Raw genomic sequence first — 23,519 nt, 5'->3', positions numbered from 1 at the left:
TGCCTCTGTGCTCTTTTCGGCCCAAGACTAATCGGTTGGGCCGGGGGCGGCAATCGCCCCGTTGACTTTGCGCACCAAAGCCGCCACATAACGCCCATCACATAACCCGCAACCGGGCGTTCCGTGGGCGCCAAACTGACGAGGAGGCCGAAATGGCACAAATCTCCCTGACTTTTCCTGATGGCAATGCGCGTGAATTCGCGGCTGGCGTAACGCCCGCCGACGTTGCCGCCGGAATTTCCAATTCGCTGGCCAAAAAAGCCATTTCCGCCACCGTGAACGGGGCGCATTGGGATATGCAATGGCCGATCCATGAGGATGCAGAAATTGCCATCCACACGATGAAGGATGAGGCGCAGGCACTGGAACTGATCCGGCACGATCTGGCACATATCATGGCACGTGCGGTGCAGGAGATCTGGCCGGATGTAAAAGTCACGATCGGCCCGGTGATTGAAAACGGCTGGTATTACGACTTTGACCGGGCGGAACCGTTTACGCCCGAAGATCTGGGTAAGATCGAGGCGAAGATGAAAGACATCATCAACGCCCGCGAACCTGTCACGACTGAAGTGTGGGAACGTGCCCGCGCCGTGCAGTATTACACCGACAATGGTGAACCCTATAAGGTAGAGCTGATTGACGCGATCCCGGGGGATGAGCCGCTGCGCATGTATTGGCATGGGGGCTGGCAGGATCTGTGCCGTGGTCCGCATTTGCAGCACACCGGCCAAATGCCCGCGGATGCGTTCAAACTGATGAGCGTGGCCGGTGCCTATTGGCGTGGTGACAGCAATCGCGCGATGTTGCAGCGGATTTACGGCGTGGCCTTTCAAAACCGCGACGGTCTGAAGAAATACCTGCATTTCCTGGAAGAGGCCGAAAAGCGCGACCATCGCCGACTGGGCCGCGAGATGAAGCTTTTCCACATGCAGGAAGAAGCACCCGGTCAGGTGTTCTGGCACCCGAACGGCTGGACGATCTATACAGAGCTGCAGGATTACGTGCGCCGCCAGCAACGCGCCGGGGGCTATGTCGAGGTCAACACCCCCCAGGTCGTGGACCGCAAGCTGTGGGAGGCCTCTGGACATTGGGAAAAGTACCAGGAGAACATGTTCATCGTTGAAGTAGACGAGGAACACGCCCGCGAAAAAGCGGTGAATGCGCTGAAACCCATGAACTGCCCCTGCCATGTGCAGGTTTATAATCAGGGCTTGAAATCCTATCGCGATCTGCCCTTGCGGATGGCAGAGTTTGGGTCATGCAACCGGTATGAGCCATCGGGCGCACTGCACGGCATCATGCGGGTGCGTGGGTTTACCCAAGATGACGGGCATATTTTCTGTACCGAGGATCAAATTGAATCCGAAACTGCGGAATTCATCCGGTTTCTGTCTGCGGTCTACGCTGATCTGGGCTTTGAAAGCTTCAAGGTCAAATTCTCTGACCGGCCAGACACACGCGCCGGATCGGATGAGGTATGGGACAAGGCAGAGGCTGCATTGTTGTCTGCTACCCGAGCCGCCGGAATTGAACCAGACATGAACCCAGGCGAAGGCGCGTTTTATGGGCCGAAACTGGAATTTGTGCTGACCGACGCCATCGGCCGTGATTGGCAATGTGGCACCCATCAGGTGGATTTTGTGCTGCCTGAACGGTTGGATGCAAACTATATCGGGGCTGATGGCGACAAGCACCGCCCCGTGATGCTGCATCGGGCGACGCTGGGATCGTTCGAACGCTTCATCGGCATTCTGATCGAGGAACACGCTGGCCGCCTGCCCTTCTGGCTGGCGCCGCGTCAAGTGGTCGTGGCAGCAATCATATCGGATGCCGATGACTATGTGCACGAGGTTGTGACCGAATTGCGCAAGGCTGGTGTCCGAGCTGAGGCCGATGTTCGCAACGAGAAGATCAACTACAAGGTTCGCGAGCATTCCCATGCCAAGGTCCCCGTCATTTTGGCGGTTGGAATGAAGGAAGTTGAGGACAAAACCGTAACGCTACGCCGCCTGGGTGAGAAACAGACCAGGGTTGAAGAGCTTCACAGCGTTGTGAGCGCGCTTGCGACAGAGGCTACCGCACCCGATCTTTTGTAAGGGTTTCGCCTGGATCATGAGAAAATCATACCTTGCGCGACAAAAAGTTTCGCGAGGTATGTGTTATTTTTCAATGAGTTAGGGAAATTCTATCTTCACGGTACATAACCTAGCGTCACACACGTGTGATTGACGCCGTTGTGAGTGGTTTGTTTGGAACCGGGCGGGCTAGGTTTTGGGTGTCACTGCGAACGTGATACCAAATCAAAACAAAGGAAATTCCCATGTCCAACCAAGTAAAAACTCTCGCCGTTGCAAGTGCTGTTGCCGCTGCTTTGACCGCACATTCGACAATTCCCGCCGCTGCCAGCGGCAATGAACAAGTAAAATGCTACGGGATCGCCCTGGCAGGTGAAAATGATTGCGCTGCCGGTCCGGGCACGACATGTGCTGGCACCTCGACCGTGGATTATCAGGGCAATGCATGGAAGCTGGTCGGTCAAAACGCTTGTGATTCTGCAAACCTCCCAGCTATGGCGGACGGCACAGCACGCAAAGGATCGCAGCAAGCGCTGGATCGCGACATTCCTGCGTCGTAATATTTCTGACAAACATGTGCATTCCCGCCGATGGTGGGAATGCACTATTGATTATCCCCAACAGATTCTTAGGCTCGTTATCATTATGCTTGATGCTGCACGACATCCGTTTGACAAGCTGCCCAACCGCCCTGGCGTTGGGTACAAGCCGCAGCATTACACAGATATCCTTGAAAATGCCGAACCGGTGAAATGGCTGGAAATCCACGCCGAAAATTATATGGGCGATGGCGGCCGCCCGATTTCTCAATTGCGTGCGCTGGCCGAACGGTTTGCCTTTTCCGTCCATGGCGTAGGCCTGTCCATTGGCGGCGAAGGGCCGCTGGACAAGGACCATCTGAAACGACTGGCTCATCTGGTTGGCTGGCTGAACCCGGCACGATTTTCCGAACATCTGGCCTGGTCTACTCATGACACGCATTTTTTCAACGACCTGCTGCCCCTGCCCTACACGCAAGAAACCCTGACCCGTGTCGCTGACCACATCAAAGAGGTGCAGGACGCGGTCGGGCGACAGATGCTGTTGGAAAACCCGTCCAGTTACCTTGCCTTTTCTGAGACCACGATGCCCGAGGTTGAGTTTCTCTCTGAACTGACTGAACGTGCTGACTGCGGGCTGCTACTGGACGTAAACAATGTCTTTGTTTCTGCGACCAATCAAAAAACCGATGCCCGTTCCTATATCGACGCTTTCCCGATGGACAAGGTCGGCGAAATACATCTGGGCGGCCATGATGAGGATGCCGATGATATGGGGGAACCCCTGTTGATTGACAGCCACGGCGCAGAGGTCGTCGATCCAGTCTGGGCTTTGTATGACTACACCATCACCAAAACCGGTCCCCTGCCGACCTTGATCGAATGGGATACCGATGTGCCGGACTGGCCGGTTCTGGCCGAAGAAGCGCGCCGCGCAGCACGTATCCTAGACAGGGTAGCTGGCTGATGCGTGTGGACCAGACCGCCTTTACCAATGCGATGCTGAACCCCGATCACGATGTGCCCGAGGGGCTGGTTGATCCAGAGGGGCGCGGTGCGGGCAAGCGGTTCAACGTCTATCGCAACAATGTCGCGGTCAGCCTGACAGAGGCGCTGATCACTGCCTTCCCATCGCTTCACCGTATATTAGGCGACGATAATTTTCGGTTGCTCAGCGGAGTGTATCTTAGGCAGCATCCGCCGTCTTCGCCGCTGATCATGTTTTATGGCGAAGACATGCCAGAGTTTCTGGCCGGTTTTAAACCGGTCAAACAGATTGAATATCTGCCCGATCTGGCCCGGATTGATCTGGCCCGGCGACGCTCCTATCACGCGGCGGATGCCGCCGCTATCAGCCCGGAAAAGCTGCAAGACTTGTCACCGGATATGTTGATGCGGGCCCATTTCTCTATTGCCCCGTCTGCCCATGTCCTGTCCTCGCCCTGGCCGATCTTTTCCCTGTGGCGCGCAGCGATGGAAGGGGGCGACCAGCCGGATGCGACGCCCGAGGATGTGTTGATCGCCCGCCCCGATCTGGACCCGGTGGTGATCTTGCTGCCCACGGGCGGGGCACGTTTTATCGGCGCGCTGCAAAACGGCGAAAGCTTTGGTCAGGCAGCGGACAGCGCTGCAGAGGCCTCAGAAAACTTTGATCTTACCACGACCTTGTCGGCGATGCTGTCGGGCGGGGTGATAACAGGCTTGACCCAAGGGGATGACGGATGAGACTGATTTTATCGATACATGACGGCCTATTCGAAATGCTGGACCGGCTGTTCGGGGCCTGGCTTTTGCCGACCCTGGCCCGATTTGCGTTTGCCGCGACGCTGCTGGTTTATTACTGGAACAGCGCGCTGACCAAGACGGCAGACGGGACCGTGTCGACGATATTATCGCCCTCGCTGGGTGCTTATGTTCAGATCTTCCCGCGGCAGATGGAGGCTGTGGGCTATGACGTGTCGCAGTTCGGCACGTTCCACTATGCGATCATCGTCTTTGCGACGATCTCTGAACTTGTCTTGCCAGCCTTGTTGGTTTTGGGGCTGTGCACGCGCCTTGCCGCCCTGGGCATGATCGGGTTCATCATTGTGCAAACACTGACCGACCTGTTCGGGCACGGCGCGATTGCCCATGCAGAAACGTTGGGCGCGTGGTTTGACGGCATGCCCGATGGTCTGATTCTGGATCAACGCCTGTTGTGGATCATCCTGCTATTGCTTCTGGTCTTGAAAGGGGCTGGCCCACTGTCAATCGACAGGATTTTCAAATCATCCTAACCTATTGAAACCTAATGTGGATCAGGTTTGGTGGCGGTCAAGGCCAAGAGGCCGCCAAGCCCGCACATGGCAATGGGGAACATGGTAAAGACACCAAAACCAAAGGCGTAGAGCATACCTGCGGCGGAGACCAGCATCAGGATGCCACCGGTTTTGGCGTTGGAGCGGGACATCGCACCGCCGGCGATGGCCAGCAGGGGCGCGATCAGGCTAACGGTGCGGATCAGACCGACATTTTCGACCTGGTGAAGTGGGCCGGAATTGTCGCCCAGCCAGTCGATGAACTCTGTATACCCATAGCTGAAAAATCCGGTGATCATGCCGATGATCCCGCCGATCAGGCCCAGCATCAGTGCTGCGTTTCTCATATCTTTACTCCTGCTCTTTCTCGTTACGTTACAATGGCTTGCAACCACGATGCCGCGGTTGCCTTGTCCCAGCCCAGCGTCAATCGATCATCGCTTTCGACAACGGGGCGTTTCATCAATGCGGGGTGTTCTGCGATCAATTCCAATGGGTTACGGGCGCGATCATCCTCTGATAATCCGCGCCATGTGGTGGAGCGGGTGTTGAGCAATTGATCGCCGAAGGCCTGATGTAACCGGGCCAGATCATCGGTGCTGATCCCGTCTGCGCGCACGTCAACCAACACCACATCACGCCCTGATTCCACCAATGATTTCAGCGCCTTGCGACATGTGTCACAATTTTTCAGCCCGTAGATACGCATGTCACCCTCTTGTTACCTCGGCCCAATATAGGGGGGCAGAGCGGCTGGGGTAAGGGATATTGCTTGCCAATAATCGAAAAAACCATCAGGATTTATACCGTGACAACAGTTTTTCTTGACGTCCGCCTCTCTCTTTTGGGGCAGCCGGAAGACCTGAAGACCTGGCTGCACCACCCCGTGTAATTCCGCGCGGGTTTCTAAAATGGGAGACTACGGATGGCAACTGGCACCGTAAAATGGTTCAATACTACAAAGGGTTACGGCTTTATCGCGCCTGATGGCGGCGGCAAGGACGTGTTCGTGCATATCTCTGCTGTAGAGCGTTCCGGCCTGACCGGTTTGGCAGATAACCAGAAAGTGGAATTTGAACTGCAAGCAGGACGCGATGGACGCGAATCCGCTGTGGATCTGAAAACGCTGTAAGCGTTTCCCGACCAATCAAAACACCCCCGGCGCACCCGCGTTTCGGGGGTGTTTTCATGTCTGGCACCCGGTTTGGGCGGCACAAAGGTTAACGCCCTTATTTTACGGGGTTTGAGCATGCTGTGGCACGTCGGTATTTTGTCGGTATTGCGACGGTGCGAATTTTAGCGCGGGCCGGATGAACGGGGCGCGCGGACGGGTGCGGGTTTGTTCATCGGATCGGGGCAGGATGTTCAGATGATGCGAGAGAAGGCCGATGATTTGGGTGGTGAAAAGAGGTGCCGGAAATCGGTGGGCAGAATGCCCACCCTACAACAACATGTAGGGTGGGGTTTCACCCCACCATAAACCCGATGAACGGTCGGCGTGATGTGGAGCTACACAGGGCCGCGACTGACCCGGGGTGGTGCGAACGCGCCGCCCATGGGGCGGGTCGGCGCGGCCCGGCGATGCCGGGCGGGGTTTTTCGAATAATTTTGCTGCTTCGCGGCTATTTACTGGTTCTCTCGGACAACATCACATCCATTAGCGGCCTATTTTTGGGCTTAAAACCCTCGATTATCGCGCCGTTCATTGTGACCGGTTGAGCAAAAGTTAGCCGAATATCTCCTAATGGATAGCTGTTTTCGGGTACATCGAATGACGAACAGTCAACATGCCAAACAAACAAATCATCTGTCTTTAACAGCGACCCTCTTTCCCCTTCAAATTTAAATATGTTGAGTTCATCAGGCACATTTGCAGCTGGAATGATGGAATTTAGAGAAGCACCTATTTGTATGCTTTCTTCCCCAAAGGAAACAAACGTTTCTAGCTCTATTTTCTTAATGTTGGCATATGAACTTTCGAGAAGACTTACTTCAGATAGCTTCAATTCTACGGTCATAGGAAACACCCCCACTTCATGAAACTTATCTTTTAGCTCAAAACCCAAATCCGTTAGCCACTGTGAAATTCGACCTGTTCGAGCAAGGCTTAAAAAAACTTGATCCAATCGTTTTCTCCCCAACTTAACATTAGTTGTGAAAACAAAAGTTGGGTTGTGGAAAGTAGCATATCTGAAGCTAAGCTTGACCTTCTTTGTCCAGCTCTCAATCTCAAGGTCATCAATTTCATTAACAGTTCGAAGAATTATCCCTTGAGCTTTAGCTTTCCTGATAGCCGGTTCTGTAAAACCACTAGACGAGACCCCAATCATGCGATCTGGTTTCAAACTTTGCTTGCGGCCAATAAGTTCTTCAATCCACATAACATCCTGAGATTTCGCGCGATCGCGGCACTCAACATATGTTTTTGATTCACCATTGGTGATCACGACATCTATCTGACGCTTACTACCGGTACCATCTGGATCTAGAACCCGGACATCCACATTAACTTCGCTATGTGGATCTAGAACCCGATAAATTCTTCCCACTAGCTGCTCAAATTTCTTAAACTCTAAGGTCATTTGTAGTATCGTTTTTTGTCGTTTTCTCTCACCCCCTCAACCACTCCACCGCCTCGGCCTTCGGCCCGTCTTCGCGCAACACAATCCGCTCTCTGATCCGCCAGTCCGCTTCCTCAAATTCCGGAAACCAGGTGTCGGCGTCTTCGACGGCCATGTCGACTTCGGTGATCAATAACCGGTCGGCATGGGGCAGAAGGGCGCGGTAGATGCCGGCGCCTCCGATCCCGTAGAGCCTCGCATGGCCATGGGCGCGAGCCAGATCAATTGCGGCCTCGATGGATGGCACCACATGTTCGGCGCCCTCGGGGCGGCCCGATGACACGACGATGTTCAGGCGGTTTTTCAGGGGCCGCGCGAAATCCGGCAGGCTGTCCCATGTGCGCCGGCCCATGATGACGGCGCTGCCCATGGTTTCACGCTGAAAGAACTTTAAATCTTCTGGCAGGTGCCACGGGATGTCACCATCCCGGCCAATCGCGCCGTTACGATCGCGGGCCACGACGAGCGAAATCATCAGACAGCCACCGGTGCGCGGATGATCGGGTGCGGGTCGTAATTCAAGATGTCGAAATCCTCAAACTTAAAATCAAACAGGTCGGTGACGGTGCGGTTGATGCGCAGCTGTGGCAGGGGCCGTGTGTCGCGCGACAGCTGTTCACGCACCTGATCCATGTGGTTGGAATAGATATGCGCGTCGCCGATGGTGTGGACGAAATCGCCGGGTTCATACCCGGTGACATGGGCGAGCATGACCAAGAGCAGCGAATAAGACGCGATGTTGAAGGGCACGCCCAAGAACATATCAGCGGAGCGTTGGTAGAGCTGCAGATGTATCCGCCCGTTCAGGATTTTGACCTGCCACATGGTGTGGCAGGGCGGCAGCGCCATTTGCGGGACATCGGCGGGATTCCAGGCCGACACGATCAGGCGGCGGCTGTCGGGGGTTTTGCGGATCGCCTCGATCAGTTCGGCGATCTGGTCGACCTCTCGTTTACGATAGAGCGGTTCGCCATCAGCCTTGCCGCTGGGGGTGAGTTTGGGGAAATGTCGCCATTGGTGGCCATAGACCGGGCCAAGATCGCCATTTTCATCCGCCCATTCATCCCAGATCGAGACGCCGTTATCCTTGAGATACTTGATATTGGTGTCACCGGCGAGAAACCAGAGCAGCTCGTGAATGATGGATTTCAGGTGCAGTTTCTTGGTCGTGACCAGTGGGAAGCCATCCGCAAGGGGGTACCGCATCTGCATCCCGAAATGGGAGATTGTGCCGGTGCCGGTGCGATCAGACGTCTCCTCCCCCTGATCCAGGATTTGCTGCAGGGCATCGAGATATTGGCGCATCGGGCTCCTCCTATCAGCCGAGTCGAACCTTACTATATCTTGGGAAAAGCGACATAGAAACCACGATATCAGGTGGATTGGCGGGATTTCACCGGGCTGCTATGGATGGGGCATGGCGGATCGCGGAACACGGTATATCGAACGACAACTGGGCGATTGGGCGCGGGCGCGGTTGCATCCCGGCGTCACAGAATTTGTGATGTTCGTGCTGAAACAGGGCTGGGCGTGTCTGTTCGGCGGGCTGATGCTGGGGGCGATCATTTTGTCCAAGGCGCTGTGGCAGGACCATTGGGCGCTCAGCCGGTATGACGGGTTGCTGATGTTCGCGATTGCGGTGCAGGTGACGTTTCTGTGGGCCGGGCTGGAAAGCTGGCGCGAGGCGAAGGTGATCTTGCTGTTTCATCTGACCGGGACGGTGATGGAGATCTTCAAGCTTAAGATGGGCAGCTGGGGCTACCCGGAACTGGGGCTGTTCAAGCTGATGGGCGTGCCGCTGTTCTCTGGCTTTATGTATGCCTCTGTCGGGTCCTACATGGCGCGGGTGATCCGGATTTTTGACATGCGGTTTGCGCCTTTTCCGCCCTATTGGGTTTCGGTTGCTTTGGGGGTGGCGATTTATGTGAATTTCTTTGCCCACCATTTCCTGCCCGATATCCGGCTGGCGCTGTTTGCGGGCACCATCATCTTGTACTGGCGCACACGCATCTGGTTTTTCGTAGGCGACGCGCCGCGCTGGATGCCCCTGCCTGTCGCAGCGCTGTTATCCAGTTTTTTCCTGTGGCTTGCGGAAAATATCGGCACGCTGACGGGCACGTGGGTCTATGCCGGAACGTCTGAATTTGCCATGACCAGCCTGTCTAAAATGGGGTCCTGGTATCTGCTGCTTTATGTCAGCTTCGCCACCGTCACGCTGGTCTATCGCGATCATTTGAGCGCGCGCCCCTTGCGCCCGGCCACGCGGCAGGCTCTGGTAGGGCCAAGCCCGTCCAACTGAGGATACATAACATGACGACACGCTATCTGCACACAATGGTCCGGGTCGCAGACTTGGAAAAATCCATGGCCTTTTACGCGCTGTTGGGCCTAAAAGAGACCCGCCGCTGGGACAATGAGGGCGGTCGGTTCTCGTTGGTTTTCATGGCGCCAGAGGGGCAAGAGGACTGCCCGCTGGAACTGACCCACAACTGGGACGGGGATGAGGGCCTGCCATCGGACAGCCGTCATTTCGGGCATCTGGCCTATCAGGTCGATGATATCTACGCGATGTGCCAGACGCTGATGGACAATGGCGTCACCATCAACCGCCCACCGCGCGACGGACATATGGCTTTTGTCCGCTCACCTGATAATATCTCTATTGAATTGCTGCAAAAGGGCGCGAATTTACCGCCGCAAGAGCCATGGGCAAGTATGGAAAATTCGGGGCACTGGTAAGCCTGATCGCCGGGGTCTGTGCGGCCCCGGCCCTTGCAACCTGTCAACTGGCGTTATCCCTGGCGCTGGACGTGTCATCGTCGGTCGATGAACGGGAATATGTGTTGCAACGCGATGGGCTGGCGGCGGCGCTTTTATCCGACGATGTTCAGGCCATGTTGTTTTCCGGCGCGGGCAATGTCGCCATATCTGTCTATGAGTGGAGCGGTTTTAACGATCAATCCCTGATCCTGGACTGGACCATGCTGACCGAACCAGATGCCTTGCAACGCGCGGCAGAGATCATTCATGCCGCCCAGCGCAGCCGCGATGATATGCCGACCTCTATGGGCCCGGCGATCGGCTATGCGTCTGGCCTGTTTCACCGCGCCCCGGACTGTGACCGCCATGTTCTGGATATCTCTGGCGATGGGAAGCATAATCACCGGTTTGCCCCACATCATGCCTATCGGGCCTTCCCGTTGGATCATGTCACGGTGAATGGATTGGTGATCGTTCAGGATCACCCTGATCTGGTGGCCTATTACATTACCGATGTCATCAAAGGGCCCGGTGCCTTTGTCGAGGTCACGCCGAATTTTGACGATTACGAAGCGGCAATGCAGCGCAAATTGCTGCGTGAAATTGGAGCGATGGTGATCGGCGCGTCGGACATCCGATGACAGTGACATGAGACGCCTTATCATCAGGCTGTTTGGCGCCATGTTGATCGCCTGCCCCCTGCCCGCCACAGCGGCTTGCCAATTGGCGTTGGCGCTGGCGTTGGATGTGTCATCGTCAGTCGATGAGCGTGAATATGTGTTGCAACGCGATGGGTTGGCGGCGGCGCTGCTGTCACCCGAAGTGCAGTCGCTGTTGTTTTCCGGGTCGGGTGATGTTGCCATTTCGGCCTATGAATGGAGTGGTTTACAGCATCAGAACCTGGTCCTGGACTGGACGGTTCTAACCGGTCCCGCCGCCTTGCAATCGGCGGCAGAGACGATCCATGCGGCCCAACGCCAGCGCAGCGACCTGCCCACCGCCATTGGGGCCGCCATAAAATACGCAGCCCACCTGTTTGAAAGAGCCCCGGCTTGTGCGCGCCAAACACTGGATATCTCTGGCGACGGATTTCACAACCATGGCTATGACCCAAAATCAGCCTATGCAGAGCTTGATCTGGACCATGTCACCGTGAACGGGTTGGTGATTGTGGGCCACCATCCTGATCTGCTTGCCCATTACCTGACAGAGGTGATCCGTGGGCCCGGTGCCTTTGTCGAAGTGACGGCAAATTTCGCCTCTTACCAACGGGCGATGGAACGTAAGCTGATCCGCGAAATTGGGACGATGGTGGTGGGCCTTTCCGGGTCGGAGCCAAGGCCATGACAGCGACCCTGCGATGTCTAATCGCACTGATCCTGGCCAGCGTTACTGCCCTGCCTGCCCATTCGGCCTGTCGACAGGCACTTGCGCTGGGGCTGGATGTATCCGGTTCGGTTGACCGGTACGAATATCAGCTGCAACTGGGCGGGCTGGCAAATGCGTTGGAACATCCCGATGTCGTCGACGCATTGTTGGCAACCCCTGACCGGCCGGTCTATTTGCTGGTCTATGAATGGAGCGGGCCGCATTATCAGGTTGTGCTGCTGCCCTGGACCAAGATCGAAGACGGGCAAGTCATCGCCCAGATCGCAGGGCAATTGCGCGCCATGCGGATCAGGGTCGAAGTGAACAGCTGGGTTGAAAATCCGAACAACGCGATCGGGACCGCGATGAGATTTGGTGCTGCGCAACTGTCAACGCAGGATTGCGATCTGCGCGCCCTGGATCTAAGCGGGGACGGCAAATCCAACGCGGGGCCCCGCCCACGCGATGTAAAGCCGGATTTGCTGCCCAGCGGCATAACAATCAACACCTTGGCCATTGCGCCCGATGTCCCGGCGGCAGACAGCCTGAACGCAGACGGGGAGTATTGGCTGACCGAATATTTCAAGGCAGAAGTCATCATGGGCCCTGGCGCCTTTTCCGAAACCGCCTTTGGCTTCAGGGATTTTGAACGGGCGATGATCCGCAAGCTATTGCGAGAGATCAAGGCGATGTCCCTGTCGGCGCTGAACCCGGGTCAGTAAATATACCGGATCTGATCCGTCCAATATCGTTCGACCCGTTTCAGGGCAGCACCAATATCGTCGATGCCACCGCGCCCCAAAACACCCTTTGACTGCAGCCCCTCGGCGTGGCGGGCAAAAAGTTTCGCCACGATGTCGCGGATTTCGCGCCCCTTCGGCGTCAGGCGCACGCGGACAGAACGGCGGTCAACCTCGCATTTCTTGTGATGCATGTAACCCATATCCACGAGCTTTTTCAGGTTATAGCTGACATTGGAGCCCTGATAATAGCCGCGTGATTTCAGCTCCCCGGCGGTGACCTCGTGATCGCCAATATTGAACAAAAGAAGGGCCTGGACCGCGTTGATATCCAGAATGCCGACCCGTTCAAATTCATCCTTGATCACATCCAAGAGCAGCCGGTGCAGCCGTTCGACCAGAGCCAGCACTTCCAGATATCCGGCCACAAAGCCCTTGTTTTGCGACAGTCCGAGCTGTGTTTGATAGCTCATGTCATCCTCCGCCCATTGGGTATGGGGTGAGGATGCGTATAGAAGTGCGAATTTTCAGTTAAATTTCACGTGCTTCCTGCACTTTTGCAATATGCAGGATCAGGTCGGAATAGGCAGTGGGGGCCGTCGCCTGACCGGACACCCATTGATAGAGGTCTTGATCGTTTTCGTCCAACAATGCCTCGTAAAGATCCAGCATTTGCGGCGTCAGATCGGCCATGGCGCGGCGGGAAAAGCCGCCAAGGATGATGTCCATTTCCTTTATCCCGCGCCGCATGGATCGCATTTGCAGACGTTTTAGGCGAATATCGGCGGGCTCAGTCATCTTGTTCTGCCTGAAAAATCTGACGCAGCCGGGTTTCCAGCCGGGTCAGGCGTTCTGCATTTTGGGTCATCTGGCGCTGCAAGACAGCGATCTCTGACAAGACCTCGCCGATGCGCGGATCGGTTTGCCCTAAATCATCCGGGGCGGCCACGCCATCCCCCTCACCATTCAGAAGCCACATGACCGAGACATTCAAAATACCCGACAAACGGATCAGCCGGTTTGAACGCGGCTCTGCGACATTGTCCTCCCAGGCCTCAATCACATCGATTGAGGCGCCCAAACGTTCTGCGATTTGAGCACGAGACATGCCTGCCGCCTCTCGTGCGCCGGCGAGCCGGTCGCCAAAGGTTGCGGTTTCGTCGCTGTACCAATCAGCCATTGAATCAGACATGTTACTTCCTCTTTCAGGCAATTCACTTGAACGCCGCTTGTGCGCAGCCTAAGACATGGCAAAACCCACTTCAAACCGGTGCACGTCATGTCTGTTCTTTCTGCGACACTTTCCCGCGTCAAACCCTCCCCCACCATCGCAATCAGCACCAAGGCCAAGGAACTGGCGGCCCAAGGGCGCGATATCATCGCATTGAGCGCGGGTGAGCCGGATTTCGACACGCCGGAAAATATCCGTAATGCCGCCAAGGCCGCCATTGACGCCGGTCACACCCGCTATACCGCGCCCGATGGCATTCCAGAGCTGAAACAGGCGATTTGCGCCAAGTTCAAGCGCGAAAACGGGTTGGATTACACACCCGCCCAGATCAGCGTCGGCACGGGCGGCAAACAGATCCTCTATAACGCGCTGATGGCCACACTGAACCCTGGCGATGAGGTCGTGATCCCAGCCCCCTATTGGGTCAGCTACCCGGATATGGTTCTTTTGGCGGGCGGCACGCCGGTGATTGCCGAAGCGTCGGTTCAGACCAATTTCAAGCTGACCGCCGATCAGTTGGAGACCGCGATCACGCCAAAGACCAAATGGCTGATTTTCAACTCTCCCTCGAACCCAACTGGTGCGGGCTATAGCTGGGACGAGCTGAAAGAGCTGACCGATGTGCTGATGCGCCATCCCCATGTCTGGGTGATGTCGGATGACATGTATGAACATCTGGCCTTTGATGATTTCAAGTTTTGCACCCCAGCCGAGGTCGAACCGCGCCTCTATGACCGGACGTTGACCACCAATGGCGTTTCAAAGGCCTATTGCATGACCGGCTGGCGGATCGGCTATGCGGGTGGGCCCGAAGAACTGATCGCAGGGATGCGCAAAATCCAGTCACAATCCACATCGAACCCATGTTCGGTCAGCCAATGGGCAGCGGTGGAGGCCCTGAACGGGCCACAGGATTTTCTGGCCGCCCATAACGATGTATTCGTGCGTCGCCGCAATATGGTGGTCGACATGCTGAACGCCGCGCCCGGGATCAGCTGTGCAACACCAGAGGGGGCGTTTTACGTCTATCCTTCGGTCGCGGGCTGCATCGGCAAGACCAGCGCAGGCGGCACGGTGATTGACAATGACGAGGCTTTTGCAACGGCGCTGTTGGAAGAAACCGGCGTTGCGGTGGTCTTTGGCGCGGCCTTCGGGCTTTCGCCCAACTTCCGGGTCAGCTACGCTACGTCTGATGAGGCATTGCTGGATGCCTGTACACGCATTCAGGCCTTTTGCAACGGGCTGAGTTGAGACGTATCGACGGGGGAACGATGGCTGCTGAACTGCCAGGTTATTACTTTCGGATCAAGGAAAACGGCGCGTCAGTCTTTCGGCTGGACACGGAAAACCGCCATCGTCGGATCGAAATGGATCACATTGCCAATGTGAACATTCGCAACGGCGAAATCCGGGCCAATGGCAAAAAGGCCCTGACCGACGAAGACATGGCCGCGATCCAGAAATGGACGGATGCGCGCACCGCACTGTTGGACCAGCGCGAGGTGGATGACATTTTTCGCACCATTGATCAGCTGAACCTGACGGCGCAATGGATTCAATCCCGCGCCAGCGATGATCAGTTGGATAGGTTCAACGATGCGCTTTTGCTAGCCATGCATGACCTGCGCACGGTCATTGTGCGCAAGCAGGCCGACCGGGTGGCAAAGGACGAAACTGACGAATAGGCCTGGCTCTGCTTCCTTTCACCCCTAAAACCTCGGGGGTAGCGGGCCCGCCTGCGAGGGGGCAAGCGCCCCCTAGGCCAAAACCCCGCGCTGTTTCACGCGCTGCCAGAAGCGCAAATTCAGCAACACCGCGGCGCAGGTCAATCCGATGACAAATCCCAGCCAGACACCCGGCGCACCAAGGCCCATAGGCTGACTAAGCACGTAGCTGCAGGTGATGCCAACGCCCCAATAGCTGATTGCGGCGATTATCATTGGAATGCGCGTGTCCTGTACCCCACGCAGCAACCCCAGACCGATCGCCTGTGCCCCATCGGCCAGTTGAAACAGGGCCGCAAAGATCAAAAGCGTGACGCCGACGGCCAGGATATCGTTTCGGGCAGGTTCATTCGGATCAAGAAACAGCGCGATCAGAAACTCCGGCACAGATAGAAACAAAACGACGGCTGCGCAGGAAAAAACCAGTGAAATCGCCGTAACGGTGCGCGCGCCATCGACAAGATACGGTAAATCCTTTCTGCCGATCGCCCGGCTGGCCCGGACGGTCGCGACCCCGCCAAGCCCCACATGAACCATGAAGGTCATCGCACCCAACTGCATGGCGATGCCATGTGCCGCCAATTCGGTCTTCCCGATCCATCCCACCATAATGACAGAGGCTGAAAACAACCCGGATTCGGCCAGCATTGTCAGACTGATCGGCCAGCCCAGGATAAAGACTTTGCGCAATGCCTCTGGATCGGCGCGCCAGAAGCGCTGCAAAAGCGCATGTTCGGGCAGACGCCTTATCGCATAAATCAGCAGGGCCAAGGCGCCCAGAAAACTGGACAGAACAGAAGCCCAGGCGGCCCCCGCAACCCCAAGTTCCGGCATTCCCCAATTCCCGAAAATCAGCGCGTAGTTCAAAAGGACGTTCAATACCGCCGTGCCAATTGTCACCCATAGCAATGCCACCGTCAGCTCCAGCGCTGACAGGTAGCTTTTCAGCACCATCGTAAGCAGCGCGGGGATCATACTTATCACGACGATCGACAAATAGGTTTGCGCCAGATCGGAAATGTCGGCCTCTTGTCCAAGCAGGCGTAATATCGGACCGGACCATACAAACATCGGAATGACGGCCAACCCGAACACGATCGACAGCCAAATCCCCATCCGCGTGACACGGCGCACTTGACGGTCTTCGCCTGAACTTGATGCTTCGGCAACCATTGGCATTACGGCCAAGGCAAAGCCGGAGCCCAAAATGAAGAACACAAAGAAAAAGTTACTGCCCAAAACCAGCGAGGCCAGTTCGGTGACCCCGTACCAGCCCATCATCAACGTGTCCGTCACCCCGATCATCATCTGGGCCAGATGACTGCCAATCAGGGGCAGACCCAGGGTCAGGATCGCCTTAACGTGGTCTCGATATGAGAGGTTGCGTTGCATGGCTCAGCCCTAGGGCGGGCCGAGGATTGTTGCAAGCCGAAAACCCCCGCGCCCTAACGCAGGCGCCGCTGTTCGGGATGCAGAGACGCGCCCAGAATGTGATCAGAGTTATGCACCACGTGGCTGGCCTGACCTACGATCAGGGGATCCGGGGGCGTGGCAACAGATTGGTCCTTGTCCGGGTAATCCAGTGTCGACAGGAAATGTCGCATGCAATTCAGCCGGGCACGTTTCTTGTCGTTCGATTTCACGATCGTCCACGGTGCGTCGGCGGTATCAGTATAGAAAAACATTGCCTCTTTGGCTTCGGTATAGTCATCCCATTTGTCCAGGCTGGCCTCGTCAATCGGGCTGAGCTTCCAGCGTTTCAGCGGATCGGCTTTGCGCGAGTCAAACCGGCGTTTCTGTTCGTCTTGGGTGACCGAAAACCAGTATTTGTATAGCTGAATGCCGGATCGGGTCAGCATGCGTTCAAATTCCGGGGTCTGGCGCATAAATTCCAGATATTCGTTGGGTGTGCAAAATCCCATCACCCGTTCAACCCCGGCCCGGTTGTACCAGGAGCGGTCATAGAACACCATTTCGCCCGACGTTGGCAGGTTTTCGACATAGCGCTGGAAATACCATTGGCCAAACTCTTTCTGCGTCGGTTTGTTCAAGGCCACAACGCGGGCTTCGCGCGGGTTTAAGTGTTCCATAAACCGTTTGATCGTGCCGCCCTTGCCCGCCGCATCGCGACCTTCAAACAGCAGCACGAATTTCTGCCCGGTTTCTGCCACCCATTTCTGAACTTTCAAAAGCTCCGCCTGAAGGGCGGCTTTCTCGGCCTCATAAGCGCGTCGTCCCAGCCGGGTTGTATAGGGAAATTTGCCCTTCTCAAACGTCTCGCGCACCTTATCGGGCGTGACGGTGATAAAGCCGGCCTCTGCTGCCGGGGCCTGTGAATGCGATAGGGTATTTTTGGAATTTTGATGTGTCATAAAGCTCTCCGATCTGAACACATCAAGCCCTGCACAGATCGGCGGCCTTTGCCTTGAGATGGGTCAAAACCGCACCACACAGCGGCGCAGTGTTGTCGGAAAAGCCCATTGCCCGCCACTGCCAACTTGTTCATAAGAAAGCTCTGTGTTGGAGAAACCGATGGCACGAACAGACCTGATCAACCTGGATGACAGCACCCCGATTGCGCAGGGCACGTACCGGGATGTCTATCTGGTGCCGGGGCAAGACGATGTCTTGGTCAAGGTATTGCGCCCCGGATCAACCATCCGCGAAGGGCGCCCGATCCGCAATTTCCTGAAACGGCGCAGCCCCCGGTTTCAATACGGGTTTATGTACCGCGAAACCCATTGCTACATGGATCTGAAGCTTCGCCAATCCAAACTGGGCGGGCCGCTACCGATCACCGAGCTTTACGGGCTGACGCAAACCAGCAAAGGGCTGGGCATGGTGGCTGAACGGGTCCGGGGTGCCGATGGCAATCACGCCCAATCTCTGCGCAGACTGAAAGACAGCAGCGGGTTTGATGATGACCATCTGGTGATGCTGAACCATTTCATCGCCGAAGCGTTTCGGTGGGATCTGCGTGCCAATGACACGAACCCCGACAATCTGTTGCTGGACGAATTTTCACCAAAACACCGGTTCATTCTGGTCGATGGTTTTGGGGATGCCAATGCCATCCCGATAAACCATTGGTTTACATCCCAAAATCGCAAAAAACTCCACCGTCGCTTTGAAAAAATGGCCACTTTTTTGGAGCTGGACTGGGATGCAGAAGCCCTGCGTATCCGGCGTTGATCCCTATCGCAGATCCACGATGGATTTGCCGACGCGAAACGGCGCCGCGAAGGCCACCAAAGCGATCGCAATGATCTGTAGGGCCAGAACCAGGGCGTTGGCCTGCAAGACTTCCCATTCTTCCCGCAGGGCCATGATCTGGCTGGTCAGATCGTCATAGGCGCTTGCGATCACCTCGTATTCCGCGGCAATCGCCACATGGCGCCCGGTGTCACGCAGGCGCTGGCTTGCGGCGGTGGTCTGTGCATCCCGGGGGTCGAAATAAAACAGCCGGGTCGGATCAAATCCACCAGCCTCTGCGACCATGCCGTCAAAGCTGGCCATCTCTGTTTTGTCTTCCGCGCCGAAGCTGGGCAGGATGCGCAGCGATGATAGCGGCGTGTTGCGGCGTGCCACGCTTAGAAAAAGCGGCAGGCGCTGGCTGCCGGAAGTAGACGCCGCCAGAAACTCAACCTTGTCACACAGAACCAAAACCGGCTCGCGGACATAGCCGAACTGGGTTTCCAACTCGCAATAGCTCAGACGAAACCGGGCGGTGTCGCGGTCAAACTCTTGGGCAGAGGCAAAGGCCACGTCGATCTGACGATCGAGGCGAGAGCTGTCTTCGGTATATATGCCCGCGATCACGGCGGTGACAGCGCCAAGTCCCCCCAACAGCACCCAGACCAGATCGGCGATTTTCCAGGCATGGGCGGAGGCCTGTTTCAGAAACATCGCCACAGCCCCGGTGCACCCCAGCAGAAAGGCGAACAGGATCAGGGCAATCTGATTGTCAATAACCATGGACATGGGGCGAGAGTAGCGATCCCAGACCAAAAGGCCAATAAACACCGCTGCCGGTTTTGTGTGGTTTATTTCAAAGCGAAGGTTACAGGGACATGGCCAGAACGCGGCTGATTTCATTCAGGCTGCGGCCGGATTGATCCATCCAGATATTAAACGCCTCCTGCACCTTGCGCATCGCGGTTTTGGATGTTGCGGGCCTGTCGATCACGCCTTCGGCAATCAGGCGCGCCGTGACATCACGCGACAGGATAAAAGCATCGCGCCCAGCAAACCGCATCGCATATTGCCCGGTCATGCCACCGATGCGAGATCCCTCTTTTTTCAACAACTCCAATAGGTTGATATAATCTGTTGTGGGCCAACCGCCCAGCACCGTCCCGGCCCCGCCCTGATCCCTGAGACCCATCAAAAAGGTCGCATTATCGCGGATGGTTGCGATTTTCATACCGTTACGGACGATGCTGGTATCCTTCATCAACACATCGAACCAGTCGTCATCCATCATCGCGCAGCGCCCGACGTCAAAGCCGTGGAAGGCAGCCTCAAACCCGGGCCATTTGTTTTCGATGACTTTCCAGTTGAAACCAGCCTGAAATACGCCCTTGGTCAGGATCGACAGCCAGCGATCCTCTGGCATTTTTTTCAGCTCTGCCAAGGGTTTGGGCAGGGTGAAGGTCGCCTCTACCGCTGCGTGACCACCGTGACGGGCGGCAGAGATATCAAAGAGTTCGTCGAATGTGCGCATGTCGGGCTCCGGGATGATCGATCATCGTTGCATGTTTCGACTTGCATAACATGAACCGAAGTCTTTTCCTGTCAGTATCATCTGGGATATCACCGTAGGGATCATAACATCCCCACAAACCGGTCGGGCAAGTCGAAAGAAATTGCGTGACGGCGGAGCTTTTTAAACTCAGTACTTCCGTCATCATGTCTCAGAAACCGTTGACTGTTTGCATCGAACAGATAGGCAAAAGCGTCGTCATTGGGCGTTAGTGGGATTTGAATCATTTCGCGTAGGTTTTTGTGCTCCTTTGGCTTTCCTCTTTGCCACGTAACGGCCAACCCCATGGGCGCAGTATCTTCGGATCGGGAGTGGTTGATCTGTTCAGACAACTCATCAGCTAGTACTTCGTATCGTTCTGGTAGAGCGTATTTCAGATGGACAAGGATCAGGTCGGAGCTGAGGGTGAACCCCCTCTGTTTCACCCCGTGTCCGCCGACCATGATGTCAACCTCTGTCCCGATGATACAAGGTTTTGAATAGCGCGAGTCGCTGTGGACGCGCCGAAACTGGTTAAAAACGGGCTTCTGACAGTCCAACGCGACACCTCGTTCAAACTGTTCCGGCGTCGGGATCAGGTGCATGCCCATGGGGGCAATCACATCATTTTCGGCTGCCAAAATATGGCTGACAAGGCAATCACCCTTGTTGGGATCGAGCAACACAATTTCATCGCAATCGAGGCATATCACTTTGTTATAATACGATAAAAGTCCCGTCGTCAGATGCGACATGAAGCGCCATCGATCAATATCAAACATGCGATCCATAACACGCGGCAGGGTGATAACATTGCAGCTCTTGGCTATTTCATCATGCATCGGGTCGCCGCCATGGCTGATGATATAGAGGTTCTCTCGACCCAGTTTCGCGCCGTAATAGCCCACCCAAATGCGCAGGAATTCGTAGGATTTATAGACCATCGTCACGGCCGCAACCTGCCCGGCCTTGCTGTTTTCTGACATAACTGCCCCTGCTATTTGCGTCAGAGTTTGGACCCTGCCCGGCGGTTTGGCAATTGCGTGACACGAATTTCTTAACCCCAAAATCCACGTCGGTATTGCGTCGGTATTTTATCAGTATTGCGGCGGTGGGTCGGGCGCGGCGCTAATCCCGTTAACTTTTGCCAATCTGATACGGATCAAAGTGCGCGCAGACAATCCCACCTATCCTGACTGCACACACAGACAGGAGGAGCAGATGAAATCCCTGATCGGAGTAGCCACGCTGGCGGCATTGGCGGCCAGCACTGCGGCGGCGCAAGAACCTGCCTTTGGCCGGGAGTATTATATGGAGTTCTGCGCCACCTGCCACGGGGTCGATGCCCGAGGCGGCGGGCCGATGGTGGGGGCGTTGATGATGGTGCCTGCGGACCTGACGGCGCTGGCGGCAAAAAACGACGGCGTCTTTCCCGCCGAACGGGTGGCCCGGCGCATTGACGGGCGCGATCCGCTGGTCAGCCATGGCAGCCCGATGCCGGTTTATGGGGAGTTCTTTCAACGCGGGGAGGCGATCATCCAGACCGCCAACGGCCAGCTAATGCTGACCAGCCGCCCCATCGCCGATCTGATCACCTATCTGATGACCGTGCAGGAGGGGGCACAATGATGCGCCCTGCCCTGATCCTGCCAATCATCCTGATGGCCTGCACGCCAGTGGTGGAGATGCCGACACAGGCCGATGGTGCGACGCTCTATGCCGACAACTGCGCCGCCTGTCATGGGGCGGATGGCACGGGGGGTGGTGACATGGCCGATCTGTTCGATCCGGCCCCGGCGGACCTGACAACCATTGCCGCGCGAAATGGCGGGGTGTTTGCCCGGGCGCAGGTAATGTCCACCATCGACGGCTATCACCGCACCGGCGCGGATGAGGTGATGCCGGATTACGGCAGCTTTCTGAAAGGCCCGATGGTGCCGATTGATACCGGCGACGGGATCATGACCCCGACCCCCGCGCCATTGGTGGCGTTGATGTTGTATCTGGAGGGGATACAGGTGGAGTGAATTGGGGGAAAGGTGCCGGGCTGAAGCCCGGCCTACATAACCCCGTAGGCCGGGGTTTACCCCGGCACCATTTTCCATCACACCGGATTGCCGGGGTGAACCCCGGCCTACGGGGGAGTCATTGAATTGGTGGGGTTTCACCCCATCAATGGATCACGCATCTTGGTTGGTTATGGGGTGGAGAGGGCAGCGCCGACCCGGGGTGGCGCATTTCGCGCCGCCCATGGGGCGGGTCGGCGCGGCCCGGCGGTGCCGCCGGGCGGAACAGAAACCACTTATTCTTCTACATGGTTTTTCACGCAAAAGTATTGACCTCAATACACTTCACCACCGATGATAGTAACATCGTTGCTGACAAGGCTACAAATGAAGAACATTTTAATTCACTTCGAAGTTGATGACGAATACATCACACTAGAAACATTCGTGCAGTCTGCACTTAGCGCTAAGCGAACCGTTAATGCCATTAACTCACTATATTTCAGTGATGGTATTCAATTTGAACTTGTAATTTTTCCCCCTGAAAGCGGAACCCTTAAACAGTATGTAGGCGTGATCGTAACAGGAGTAACCAGTACTTCATTAGCAATTCTAGCACTTGTGCAGTTCATGGATTCACAATCAGTTCAAGAAATATCCAGAGAATTGTTCGGCTCAACCCCCACTGAGGCGATCATTGAAAGGATAAAGTCCCTAAAAGAACTTTCAAAATCCGAACAGGTGAGCGAAACCCAACTTGTGTCCGAAGGAAAAGCCATCATCGAAGACATCGTGACAGGTACAGCGCGATCAACATTAGAAAAACCCCGAGATGTCATAGACAAACTTGACGCTCCTGAACAATTCAAATTCGAACTCCAGTTAGCTCAATCTGAAATGTATCGCGCCGCACTTGATGACCAAAACATCCGCGCAATAGGTTTCAACCAAAGTGAAGAATTTCCAATTCCTCGAAATGAGTTCGCTCGACGTGCGGTGAAGCCACGCAAACCTAAAGAACAACCAGAGCAAATAGAATGGAAGGTCGAAACTGAGAGTATTCGAATTACCTCCCCTAACTTTGTTAAAGATGATCAGAAATATAGACAGTGGAAAGGAAAGCGTCCTGACGATTCATTTTTGCTGTTTGAAATGTCTGATGAAGAGTTCTGGGAGAAGCTACTTGCAGGTGAAGTTGAGTTTTCAGAACACACAGATATCGTTGTCCAACTCGCAACCAAATATGTCAATGAACAACCCAAAAAACACTTGGTTGTAAGAGTATTGACCGTGGACGGTTTGCGATATGCCGATGAGCTAAGCGAGAATGCATTATTCGCAATACTAGGCACAATCATACCTAATGAAGGAGAAATTCAAGGCGGTGATTTATTTGACCCGCTAAATTAGTCCC

30 protein-coding genes are annotated in these 23,519 nt (G+C 55.7%); 17 read left to right on the top strand and 13 right to left on the bottom strand.

Annotated elements, in window-relative coordinates; genetic code table 11:
* Positions 1-152 precede the first annotated feature (152 nt).
* The 5 genes from thrS (at position 153) to AC2D8P_RS09880 (ending at position 4,893) form a co-directional block, all read left to right on the top strand.
* Positions 153-2,099, top strand: a complete 1,947-nt coding sequence (gene thrS / locus AC2D8P_RS09900; protein ID WP_484702370.1) for a threonine--tRNA ligase — start codon at positions 153-155, stop codon at positions 2,097-2,099.
* A 224-nt stretch (positions 2,100-2,323) separates the two neighbouring features.
* Positions 2,324-2,638, top strand: coding sequence for a BufA1 family periplasmic bufferin-type metallophore (locus tag AC2D8P_RS09895; protein ID WP_484702368.1), 315 nt, complete (start codon positions 2,324-2,326; stop codon positions 2,636-2,638).
* Positions 2,639-2,723: 85 nt separating this feature from the next.
* Complete coding sequence (gene bufB / locus AC2D8P_RS09890) at positions 2,724-3,584, top strand: MNIO family bufferin maturase (RefSeq protein ID WP_484702366.1); 861 nt, start codon at positions 2,724-2,726, stop codon at positions 3,582-3,584.
* A complete protein-coding gene (locus AC2D8P_RS09885; protein WP_484702364.1) occupies positions 3,584-4,342 on the top strand; it encodes an HvfC/BufC N-terminal domain-containing protein in 759 nt (252 codons plus the stop codon). The genes bufB and AC2D8P_RS09885 overlap by 1 nt, the downstream gene beginning before the upstream one ends.
* Entirely contained in the window at positions 4,339-4,893 is a 555-nt protein-coding gene (locus AC2D8P_RS09880; protein ID WP_484702361.1) for a DoxX family protein, read from the top strand. Before AC2D8P_RS09885 ends, AC2D8P_RS09880 begins: the two co-directional genes overlap by 4 nt.
* Before the next feature lie 11 nt (positions 4,894-4,904).
* Here the strand turns inward: AC2D8P_RS09880 and AC2D8P_RS09875 are convergent, their stop codons facing one another.
* Together AC2D8P_RS09875 and AC2D8P_RS09870 are read right to left on the bottom strand one after the other, a co-directional pair.
* Positions 4,905-5,261, bottom strand: coding sequence for a DUF4064 domain-containing protein (locus AC2D8P_RS09875; protein WP_484702359.1), 357 nt, complete (start codon positions 5,259-5,261; stop codon positions 4,905-4,907).
* Between the two features lie 23 nt (positions 5,262-5,284).
* Positions 5,285-5,623 (bottom strand): arsenate reductase family protein, encoded by a 339-nt coding sequence (locus tag AC2D8P_RS09870; protein WP_484702358.1) that lies wholly within the window; start codon positions 5,621-5,623, stop codon positions 5,285-5,287.
* A 216-nt stretch (positions 5,624-5,839) separates the two neighbouring features.
* Between AC2D8P_RS09870 and AC2D8P_RS09865 the strand changes: the two genes are divergently transcribed.
* A complete protein-coding gene (locus tag AC2D8P_RS09865; protein WP_484702356.1) occupies positions 5,840-6,046 on the top strand; it encodes a cold-shock protein in 207 nt (68 codons plus the stop codon).
* Between the two features lie 490 nt (positions 6,047-6,536).
* On the opposite strand, the gene AC2D8P_RS09860 is transcribed toward AC2D8P_RS09865, so the two are convergent.
* The 3 genes from AC2D8P_RS09860 to AC2D8P_RS09850 are packed head-to-tail and all read right to left on the bottom strand — an operon-like array spanning position 6,537 to position 8,840.
* Entirely contained in the window at positions 6,537-7,496 is a 960-nt protein-coding gene (locus AC2D8P_RS09860; RefSeq protein WP_484702354.1) for a restriction endonuclease, read from the bottom strand.
* A 28-nt stretch (positions 7,497-7,524) separates the two neighbouring features.
* Positions 7,525-8,010 carry a dihydrofolate reductase gene (locus AC2D8P_RS09855; protein ID WP_484702352.1) on the bottom strand — a complete coding sequence of 162 codons (486 nt, stop codon included), beginning with the start codon at positions 8,008-8,010 and terminating at the stop codon, positions 7,525-7,527.
* Entirely contained in the window at positions 8,010-8,840 is an 831-nt protein-coding gene (locus AC2D8P_RS09850; protein WP_484702350.1) for a thymidylate synthase, read from the bottom strand. Before AC2D8P_RS09850 ends, AC2D8P_RS09855 begins: the two co-directional genes overlap by 1 nt.
* Positions 8,841-8,952: 112 nt before the next feature.
* Between AC2D8P_RS09850 and AC2D8P_RS09845 the strand changes: the two genes are divergently transcribed.
* Genes AC2D8P_RS09845 through AC2D8P_RS09825 form a run of 5 tightly spaced genes read left to right on the top strand, consistent with a single transcriptional unit; the run spans position 8,953 to position 12,385 of the window.
* The gene (locus AC2D8P_RS09845; RefSeq protein ID WP_484702348.1) at positions 8,953-9,834 is read left to right on the top strand and encodes a DUF817 domain-containing protein; all 882 of its coding nucleotides are present in this window, start codon (positions 8,953-8,955) and stop codon (positions 9,832-9,834) included.
* Positions 9,835-9,845: 11 nt separating this feature from the next.
* On the top strand, positions 9,846-10,274 hold the full coding sequence (locus tag AC2D8P_RS09840) for a VOC family protein (protein WP_484702346.1): 429 nt from the start codon (positions 9,846-9,848) through the stop codon (positions 10,272-10,274).
* The gene (locus tag AC2D8P_RS09835) at positions 10,241-10,936 is read left to right on the top strand and encodes a DUF1194 domain-containing protein (protein WP_484702344.1); all 696 of its coding nucleotides are present in this window, start codon (positions 10,241-10,243) and stop codon (positions 10,934-10,936) included. Before AC2D8P_RS09840 ends, AC2D8P_RS09835 begins: the two co-directional genes overlap by 34 nt.
* A gap of 7 nt (positions 10,937-10,943) precedes the next feature.
* Positions 10,944-11,642 (top strand): DUF1194 domain-containing protein, encoded by a 699-nt coding sequence (locus AC2D8P_RS09830; RefSeq protein ID WP_484702342.1) that lies wholly within the window; start codon positions 10,944-10,946, stop codon positions 11,640-11,642.
* Positions 11,639-12,385: a DUF1194 domain-containing protein gene (locus AC2D8P_RS09825; RefSeq protein WP_484702340.1), complete on the top strand. Its 747-nt coding sequence runs from the start codon at positions 11,639-11,641 to the stop codon at positions 12,383-12,385. The genes AC2D8P_RS09830 and AC2D8P_RS09825 overlap by 4 nt, the downstream gene beginning before the upstream one ends.
* Here the strand turns inward: AC2D8P_RS09825 and AC2D8P_RS09820 are convergent.
* From AC2D8P_RS09820 to AC2D8P_RS09810, 3 genes are read right to left on the bottom strand one after another with little or no spacing between them, the layout of a single operon-like run.
* A complete protein-coding gene (locus AC2D8P_RS09820) occupies positions 12,379-12,876 on the bottom strand; it encodes a MarR family winged helix-turn-helix transcriptional regulator (RefSeq protein ID WP_484702338.1) in 498 nt (165 codons plus the stop codon). The two genes, AC2D8P_RS09825 and AC2D8P_RS09820, sit on opposite strands and share 7 nt — an antisense overlap.
* A 58-nt stretch (positions 12,877-12,934) precedes the next feature.
* Complete coding sequence (locus AC2D8P_RS09815; RefSeq protein WP_484702337.1) at positions 12,935-13,201, bottom strand: FAD assembly factor SdhE; 267 nt, start codon at positions 13,199-13,201, stop codon at positions 12,935-12,937.
* Positions 13,194-13,595, bottom strand: coding sequence for a helix-turn-helix domain-containing protein (locus AC2D8P_RS09810; RefSeq protein WP_484702336.1), 402 nt, complete (start codon positions 13,593-13,595; stop codon positions 13,194-13,196). The genes AC2D8P_RS09815 and AC2D8P_RS09810 overlap by 8 nt, the downstream gene beginning before the upstream one ends.
* An 87-nt stretch (positions 13,596-13,682) precedes the next feature.
* On the opposite strand from AC2D8P_RS09810, the gene AC2D8P_RS09805 reads away from it, so the two are divergent.
* On the top strand, positions 13,683-14,885 hold the full coding sequence (locus AC2D8P_RS09805; RefSeq protein WP_484702335.1) for a pyridoxal phosphate-dependent aminotransferase: 1,203 nt from the start codon (positions 13,683-13,685) through the stop codon (positions 14,883-14,885).
* Between the two features lie 20 nt (positions 14,886-14,905).
* Entirely contained in the window at positions 14,906-15,319 is a 414-nt protein-coding gene (locus AC2D8P_RS09800) for a hypothetical protein (protein WP_484702334.1), read from the top strand.
* 72 nt (positions 15,320-15,391) lie between these two features.
* On the opposite strand, the gene AC2D8P_RS09795 is transcribed toward AC2D8P_RS09800, so the two are convergent.
* Together AC2D8P_RS09795 and ppk2 are read right to left on the bottom strand one after the other, a co-directional pair.
* Positions 15,392-16,750, bottom strand: coding sequence for an MATE family efflux transporter (locus tag AC2D8P_RS09795; RefSeq protein WP_484702332.1), 1,359 nt, complete (start codon positions 16,748-16,750; stop codon positions 15,392-15,394).
* A 53-nt stretch (positions 16,751-16,803) separates the two neighbouring features.
* Complete coding sequence (gene ppk2 / locus AC2D8P_RS09790) at positions 16,804-17,730, bottom strand: polyphosphate kinase 2 (RefSeq protein WP_484702331.1); 927 nt, start codon at positions 17,728-17,730, stop codon at positions 16,804-16,806.
* Positions 17,731-17,890: 160 nt separating this feature from the next.
* Here ppk2 and AC2D8P_RS09785 point away from each other — a divergent pair, with 160 nt between their 5' ends.
* Positions 17,891-18,550 carry a YrbL family protein gene (locus AC2D8P_RS09785; RefSeq protein ID WP_484702329.1) on the top strand — a complete coding sequence of 220 codons (660 nt, stop codon included), beginning with the start codon at positions 17,891-17,893 and terminating at the stop codon, positions 18,548-18,550.
* Between the two features lie 3 nt (positions 18,551-18,553).
* Here AC2D8P_RS09785 and AC2D8P_RS09780 read toward each other — a convergent pair whose 3' ends face one another.
* The 3 genes from AC2D8P_RS09780 to AC2D8P_RS09770 all read right to left on the bottom strand — a co-directional run bounded on the left by AC2D8P_RS09780 (position 18,554) and on the right by AC2D8P_RS09770 (position 21,085).
* Positions 18,554-19,339 carry a hypothetical protein gene (locus AC2D8P_RS09780; protein ID WP_484702327.1) on the bottom strand — a complete coding sequence of 262 codons (786 nt, stop codon included), beginning with the start codon at positions 19,337-19,339 and terminating at the stop codon, positions 18,554-18,556.
* Positions 19,340-19,418: 79 nt separating this feature from the next.
* Positions 19,419-20,081 carry a DNA-3-methyladenine glycosylase I gene (locus AC2D8P_RS09775; RefSeq protein ID WP_484702325.1) on the bottom strand — a complete coding sequence of 221 codons (663 nt, stop codon included), beginning with the start codon at positions 20,079-20,081 and terminating at the stop codon, positions 19,419-19,421.
* A 101-nt stretch (positions 20,082-20,182) separates the two neighbouring features.
* The gene (locus AC2D8P_RS09770; RefSeq protein WP_484702323.1) at positions 20,183-21,085 is read right to left on the bottom strand and encodes a hypothetical protein; all 903 of its coding nucleotides are present in this window, start codon (positions 21,083-21,085) and stop codon (positions 20,183-20,185) included.
* Positions 21,086-21,320: 235 nt separating this feature from the next.
* Between AC2D8P_RS09770 and AC2D8P_RS09765 the strand changes: the two genes are divergently transcribed.
* From AC2D8P_RS09765 to AC2D8P_RS09755, 3 genes are all read left to right on the top strand, one after another.
* Complete coding sequence (locus tag AC2D8P_RS09765; RefSeq protein WP_484702321.1) at positions 21,321-21,728, top strand: c-type cytochrome; 408 nt, start codon at positions 21,321-21,323, stop codon at positions 21,726-21,728.
* Positions 21,725-22,126: a c-type cytochrome gene (locus tag AC2D8P_RS09760; RefSeq protein WP_484702319.1), complete on the top strand. Its 402-nt coding sequence runs from the start codon at positions 21,725-21,727 to the stop codon at positions 22,124-22,126. The genes AC2D8P_RS09765 and AC2D8P_RS09760 overlap by 4 nt, the downstream gene beginning before the upstream one ends.
* A 366-nt stretch (positions 22,127-22,492) precedes the next feature.
* Positions 22,493-23,515 (top strand): hypothetical protein, encoded by a 1,023-nt coding sequence (locus tag AC2D8P_RS09755; protein WP_484702318.1) that lies wholly within the window; start codon positions 22,493-22,495, stop codon positions 23,513-23,515.
* Positions 23,516-23,519: the final 4 nt, after the last annotated feature.

The sequence above is a fragment of the Roseovarius sp. YIN77 genome, from assembly GCF_057219155.1.
This window is presented reverse-complemented; position numbering and strand designations above follow the sequence as displayed.

Coding starts and splice junctions, on each gene's coding strand:
- AC2D8P_RS09835 (WP_484702344.1), top strand. CDS start 10,241: ATGGGCAAGTATGGAAAATTCGGGGCACTGGTAAGCCTGATCGCCGGG.
- AC2D8P_RS09815 (WP_484702337.1), bottom strand. CDS start 13,201: ATGACTGAGCCCGCCGATATTCGCCTAAAACGTCTGCAAATGCGATCC.
- AC2D8P_RS09865 (WP_484702356.1), top strand. CDS start 5,840: ATGGCAACTGGCACCGTAAAATGGTTCAATACTACAAAGGGTTACGGC.
- AC2D8P_RS09880 (WP_484702361.1), top strand. CDS start 4,339: ATGAGACTGATTTTATCGATACATGACGGCCTATTCGAAATGCTGGAC.
- AC2D8P_RS09795 (WP_484702332.1), bottom strand. CDS start 16,750: ATGCAACGCAACCTCTCATATCGAGACCACGTTAAGGCGATCCTGACC.
- AC2D8P_RS09870 (WP_484702358.1), bottom strand. CDS start 5,623: ATGCGTATCTACGGGCTGAAAAATTGTGACACATGTCGCAAGGCGCTG.
- AC2D8P_RS09820 (WP_484702338.1), bottom strand. CDS start 12,876: ATGAGCTATCAAACACAGCTCGGACTGTCGCAAAACAAGGGCTTTGTG.
- AC2D8P_RS09845 (WP_484702348.1), top strand. CDS start 8,953: ATGGCGGATCGCGGAACACGGTATATCGAACGACAACTGGGCGATTGG.
- ppk2 (WP_484702331.1), bottom strand. CDS start 17,730: ATGACACATCAAAATTCCAAAAATACCCTATCGCATTCACAGGCCCCG.
- AC2D8P_RS09830 (WP_484702342.1), top strand. CDS start 10,944: ATGAGACGCCTTATCATCAGGCTGTTTGGCGCCATGTTGATCGCCTGC.
- AC2D8P_RS09775 (WP_484702325.1), bottom strand. CDS start 20,081: ATGCGCACATTCGACGAACTCTTTGATATCTCTGCCGCCCGTCACGGT.
- AC2D8P_RS09800 (WP_484702334.1), top strand. CDS start 14,906: ATGGCTGCTGAACTGCCAGGTTATTACTTTCGGATCAAGGAAAACGGC.
- AC2D8P_RS09760 (WP_484702319.1), top strand. CDS start 21,725: ATGATGCGCCCTGCCCTGATCCTGCCAATCATCCTGATGGCCTGCACG.
- AC2D8P_RS09875 (WP_484702359.1), bottom strand. CDS start 5,261: ATGAGAAACGCAGCACTGATGCTGGGCCTGATCGGCGGGATCATCGGC.
- AC2D8P_RS09785 (WP_484702329.1), top strand. CDS start 17,891: ATGGCACGAACAGACCTGATCAACCTGGATGACAGCACCCCGATTGCG.
- AC2D8P_RS09855 (WP_484702352.1), bottom strand. CDS start 8,010: ATGATTTCGCTCGTCGTGGCCCGCGATCGTAACGGCGCGATTGGCCGG.
- AC2D8P_RS09810 (WP_484702336.1), bottom strand. CDS start 13,595: ATGTCTGATTCAATGGCTGATTGGTACAGCGACGAAACCGCAACCTTT.
- AC2D8P_RS09840 (WP_484702346.1), top strand. CDS start 9,846: ATGACGACACGCTATCTGCACACAATGGTCCGGGTCGCAGACTTGGAA.
- AC2D8P_RS09805 (WP_484702335.1), top strand. CDS start 13,683: ATGTCTGTTCTTTCTGCGACACTTTCCCGCGTCAAACCCTCCCCCACC.
- AC2D8P_RS09825 (WP_484702340.1), top strand. CDS start 11,639: ATGACAGCGACCCTGCGATGTCTAATCGCACTGATCCTGGCCAGCGTT.
- AC2D8P_RS09850 (WP_484702350.1), bottom strand. CDS start 8,840: ATGCGCCAATATCTCGATGCCCTGCAGCAAATCCTGGATCAGGGGGAG.
- AC2D8P_RS09885 (WP_484702364.1), top strand. CDS start 3,584: ATGCGTGTGGACCAGACCGCCTTTACCAATGCGATGCTGAACCCCGAT.
- AC2D8P_RS09770 (WP_484702323.1), bottom strand. CDS start 21,085: ATGTCAGAAAACAGCAAGGCCGGGCAGGTTGCGGCCGTGACGATGGTC.
- AC2D8P_RS09765 (WP_484702321.1), top strand. CDS start 21,321: ATGAAATCCCTGATCGGAGTAGCCACGCTGGCGGCATTGGCGGCCAGC.
- AC2D8P_RS09755 (WP_484702318.1), top strand. CDS start 22,493: ATGAAGAACATTTTAATTCACTTCGAAGTTGATGACGAATACATCACA.
- thrS (WP_484702370.1), top strand. CDS start 153: ATGGCACAAATCTCCCTGACTTTTCCTGATGGCAATGCGCGTGAATTC.
- AC2D8P_RS09895 (WP_484702368.1), top strand. CDS start 2,324: ATGTCCAACCAAGTAAAAACTCTCGCCGTTGCAAGTGCTGTTGCCGCT.
- bufB (WP_484702366.1), top strand. CDS start 2,724: ATGCTTGATGCTGCACGACATCCGTTTGACAAGCTGCCCAACCGCCCT.
- AC2D8P_RS09860 (WP_484702354.1), bottom strand. CDS start 7,496: ATGACCTTAGAGTTTAAGAAATTTGAGCAGCTAGTGGGAAGAATTTAT.
- AC2D8P_RS09780 (WP_484702327.1), bottom strand. CDS start 19,339: ATGTCCATGGTTATTGACAATCAGATTGCCCTGATCCTGTTCGCCTTT.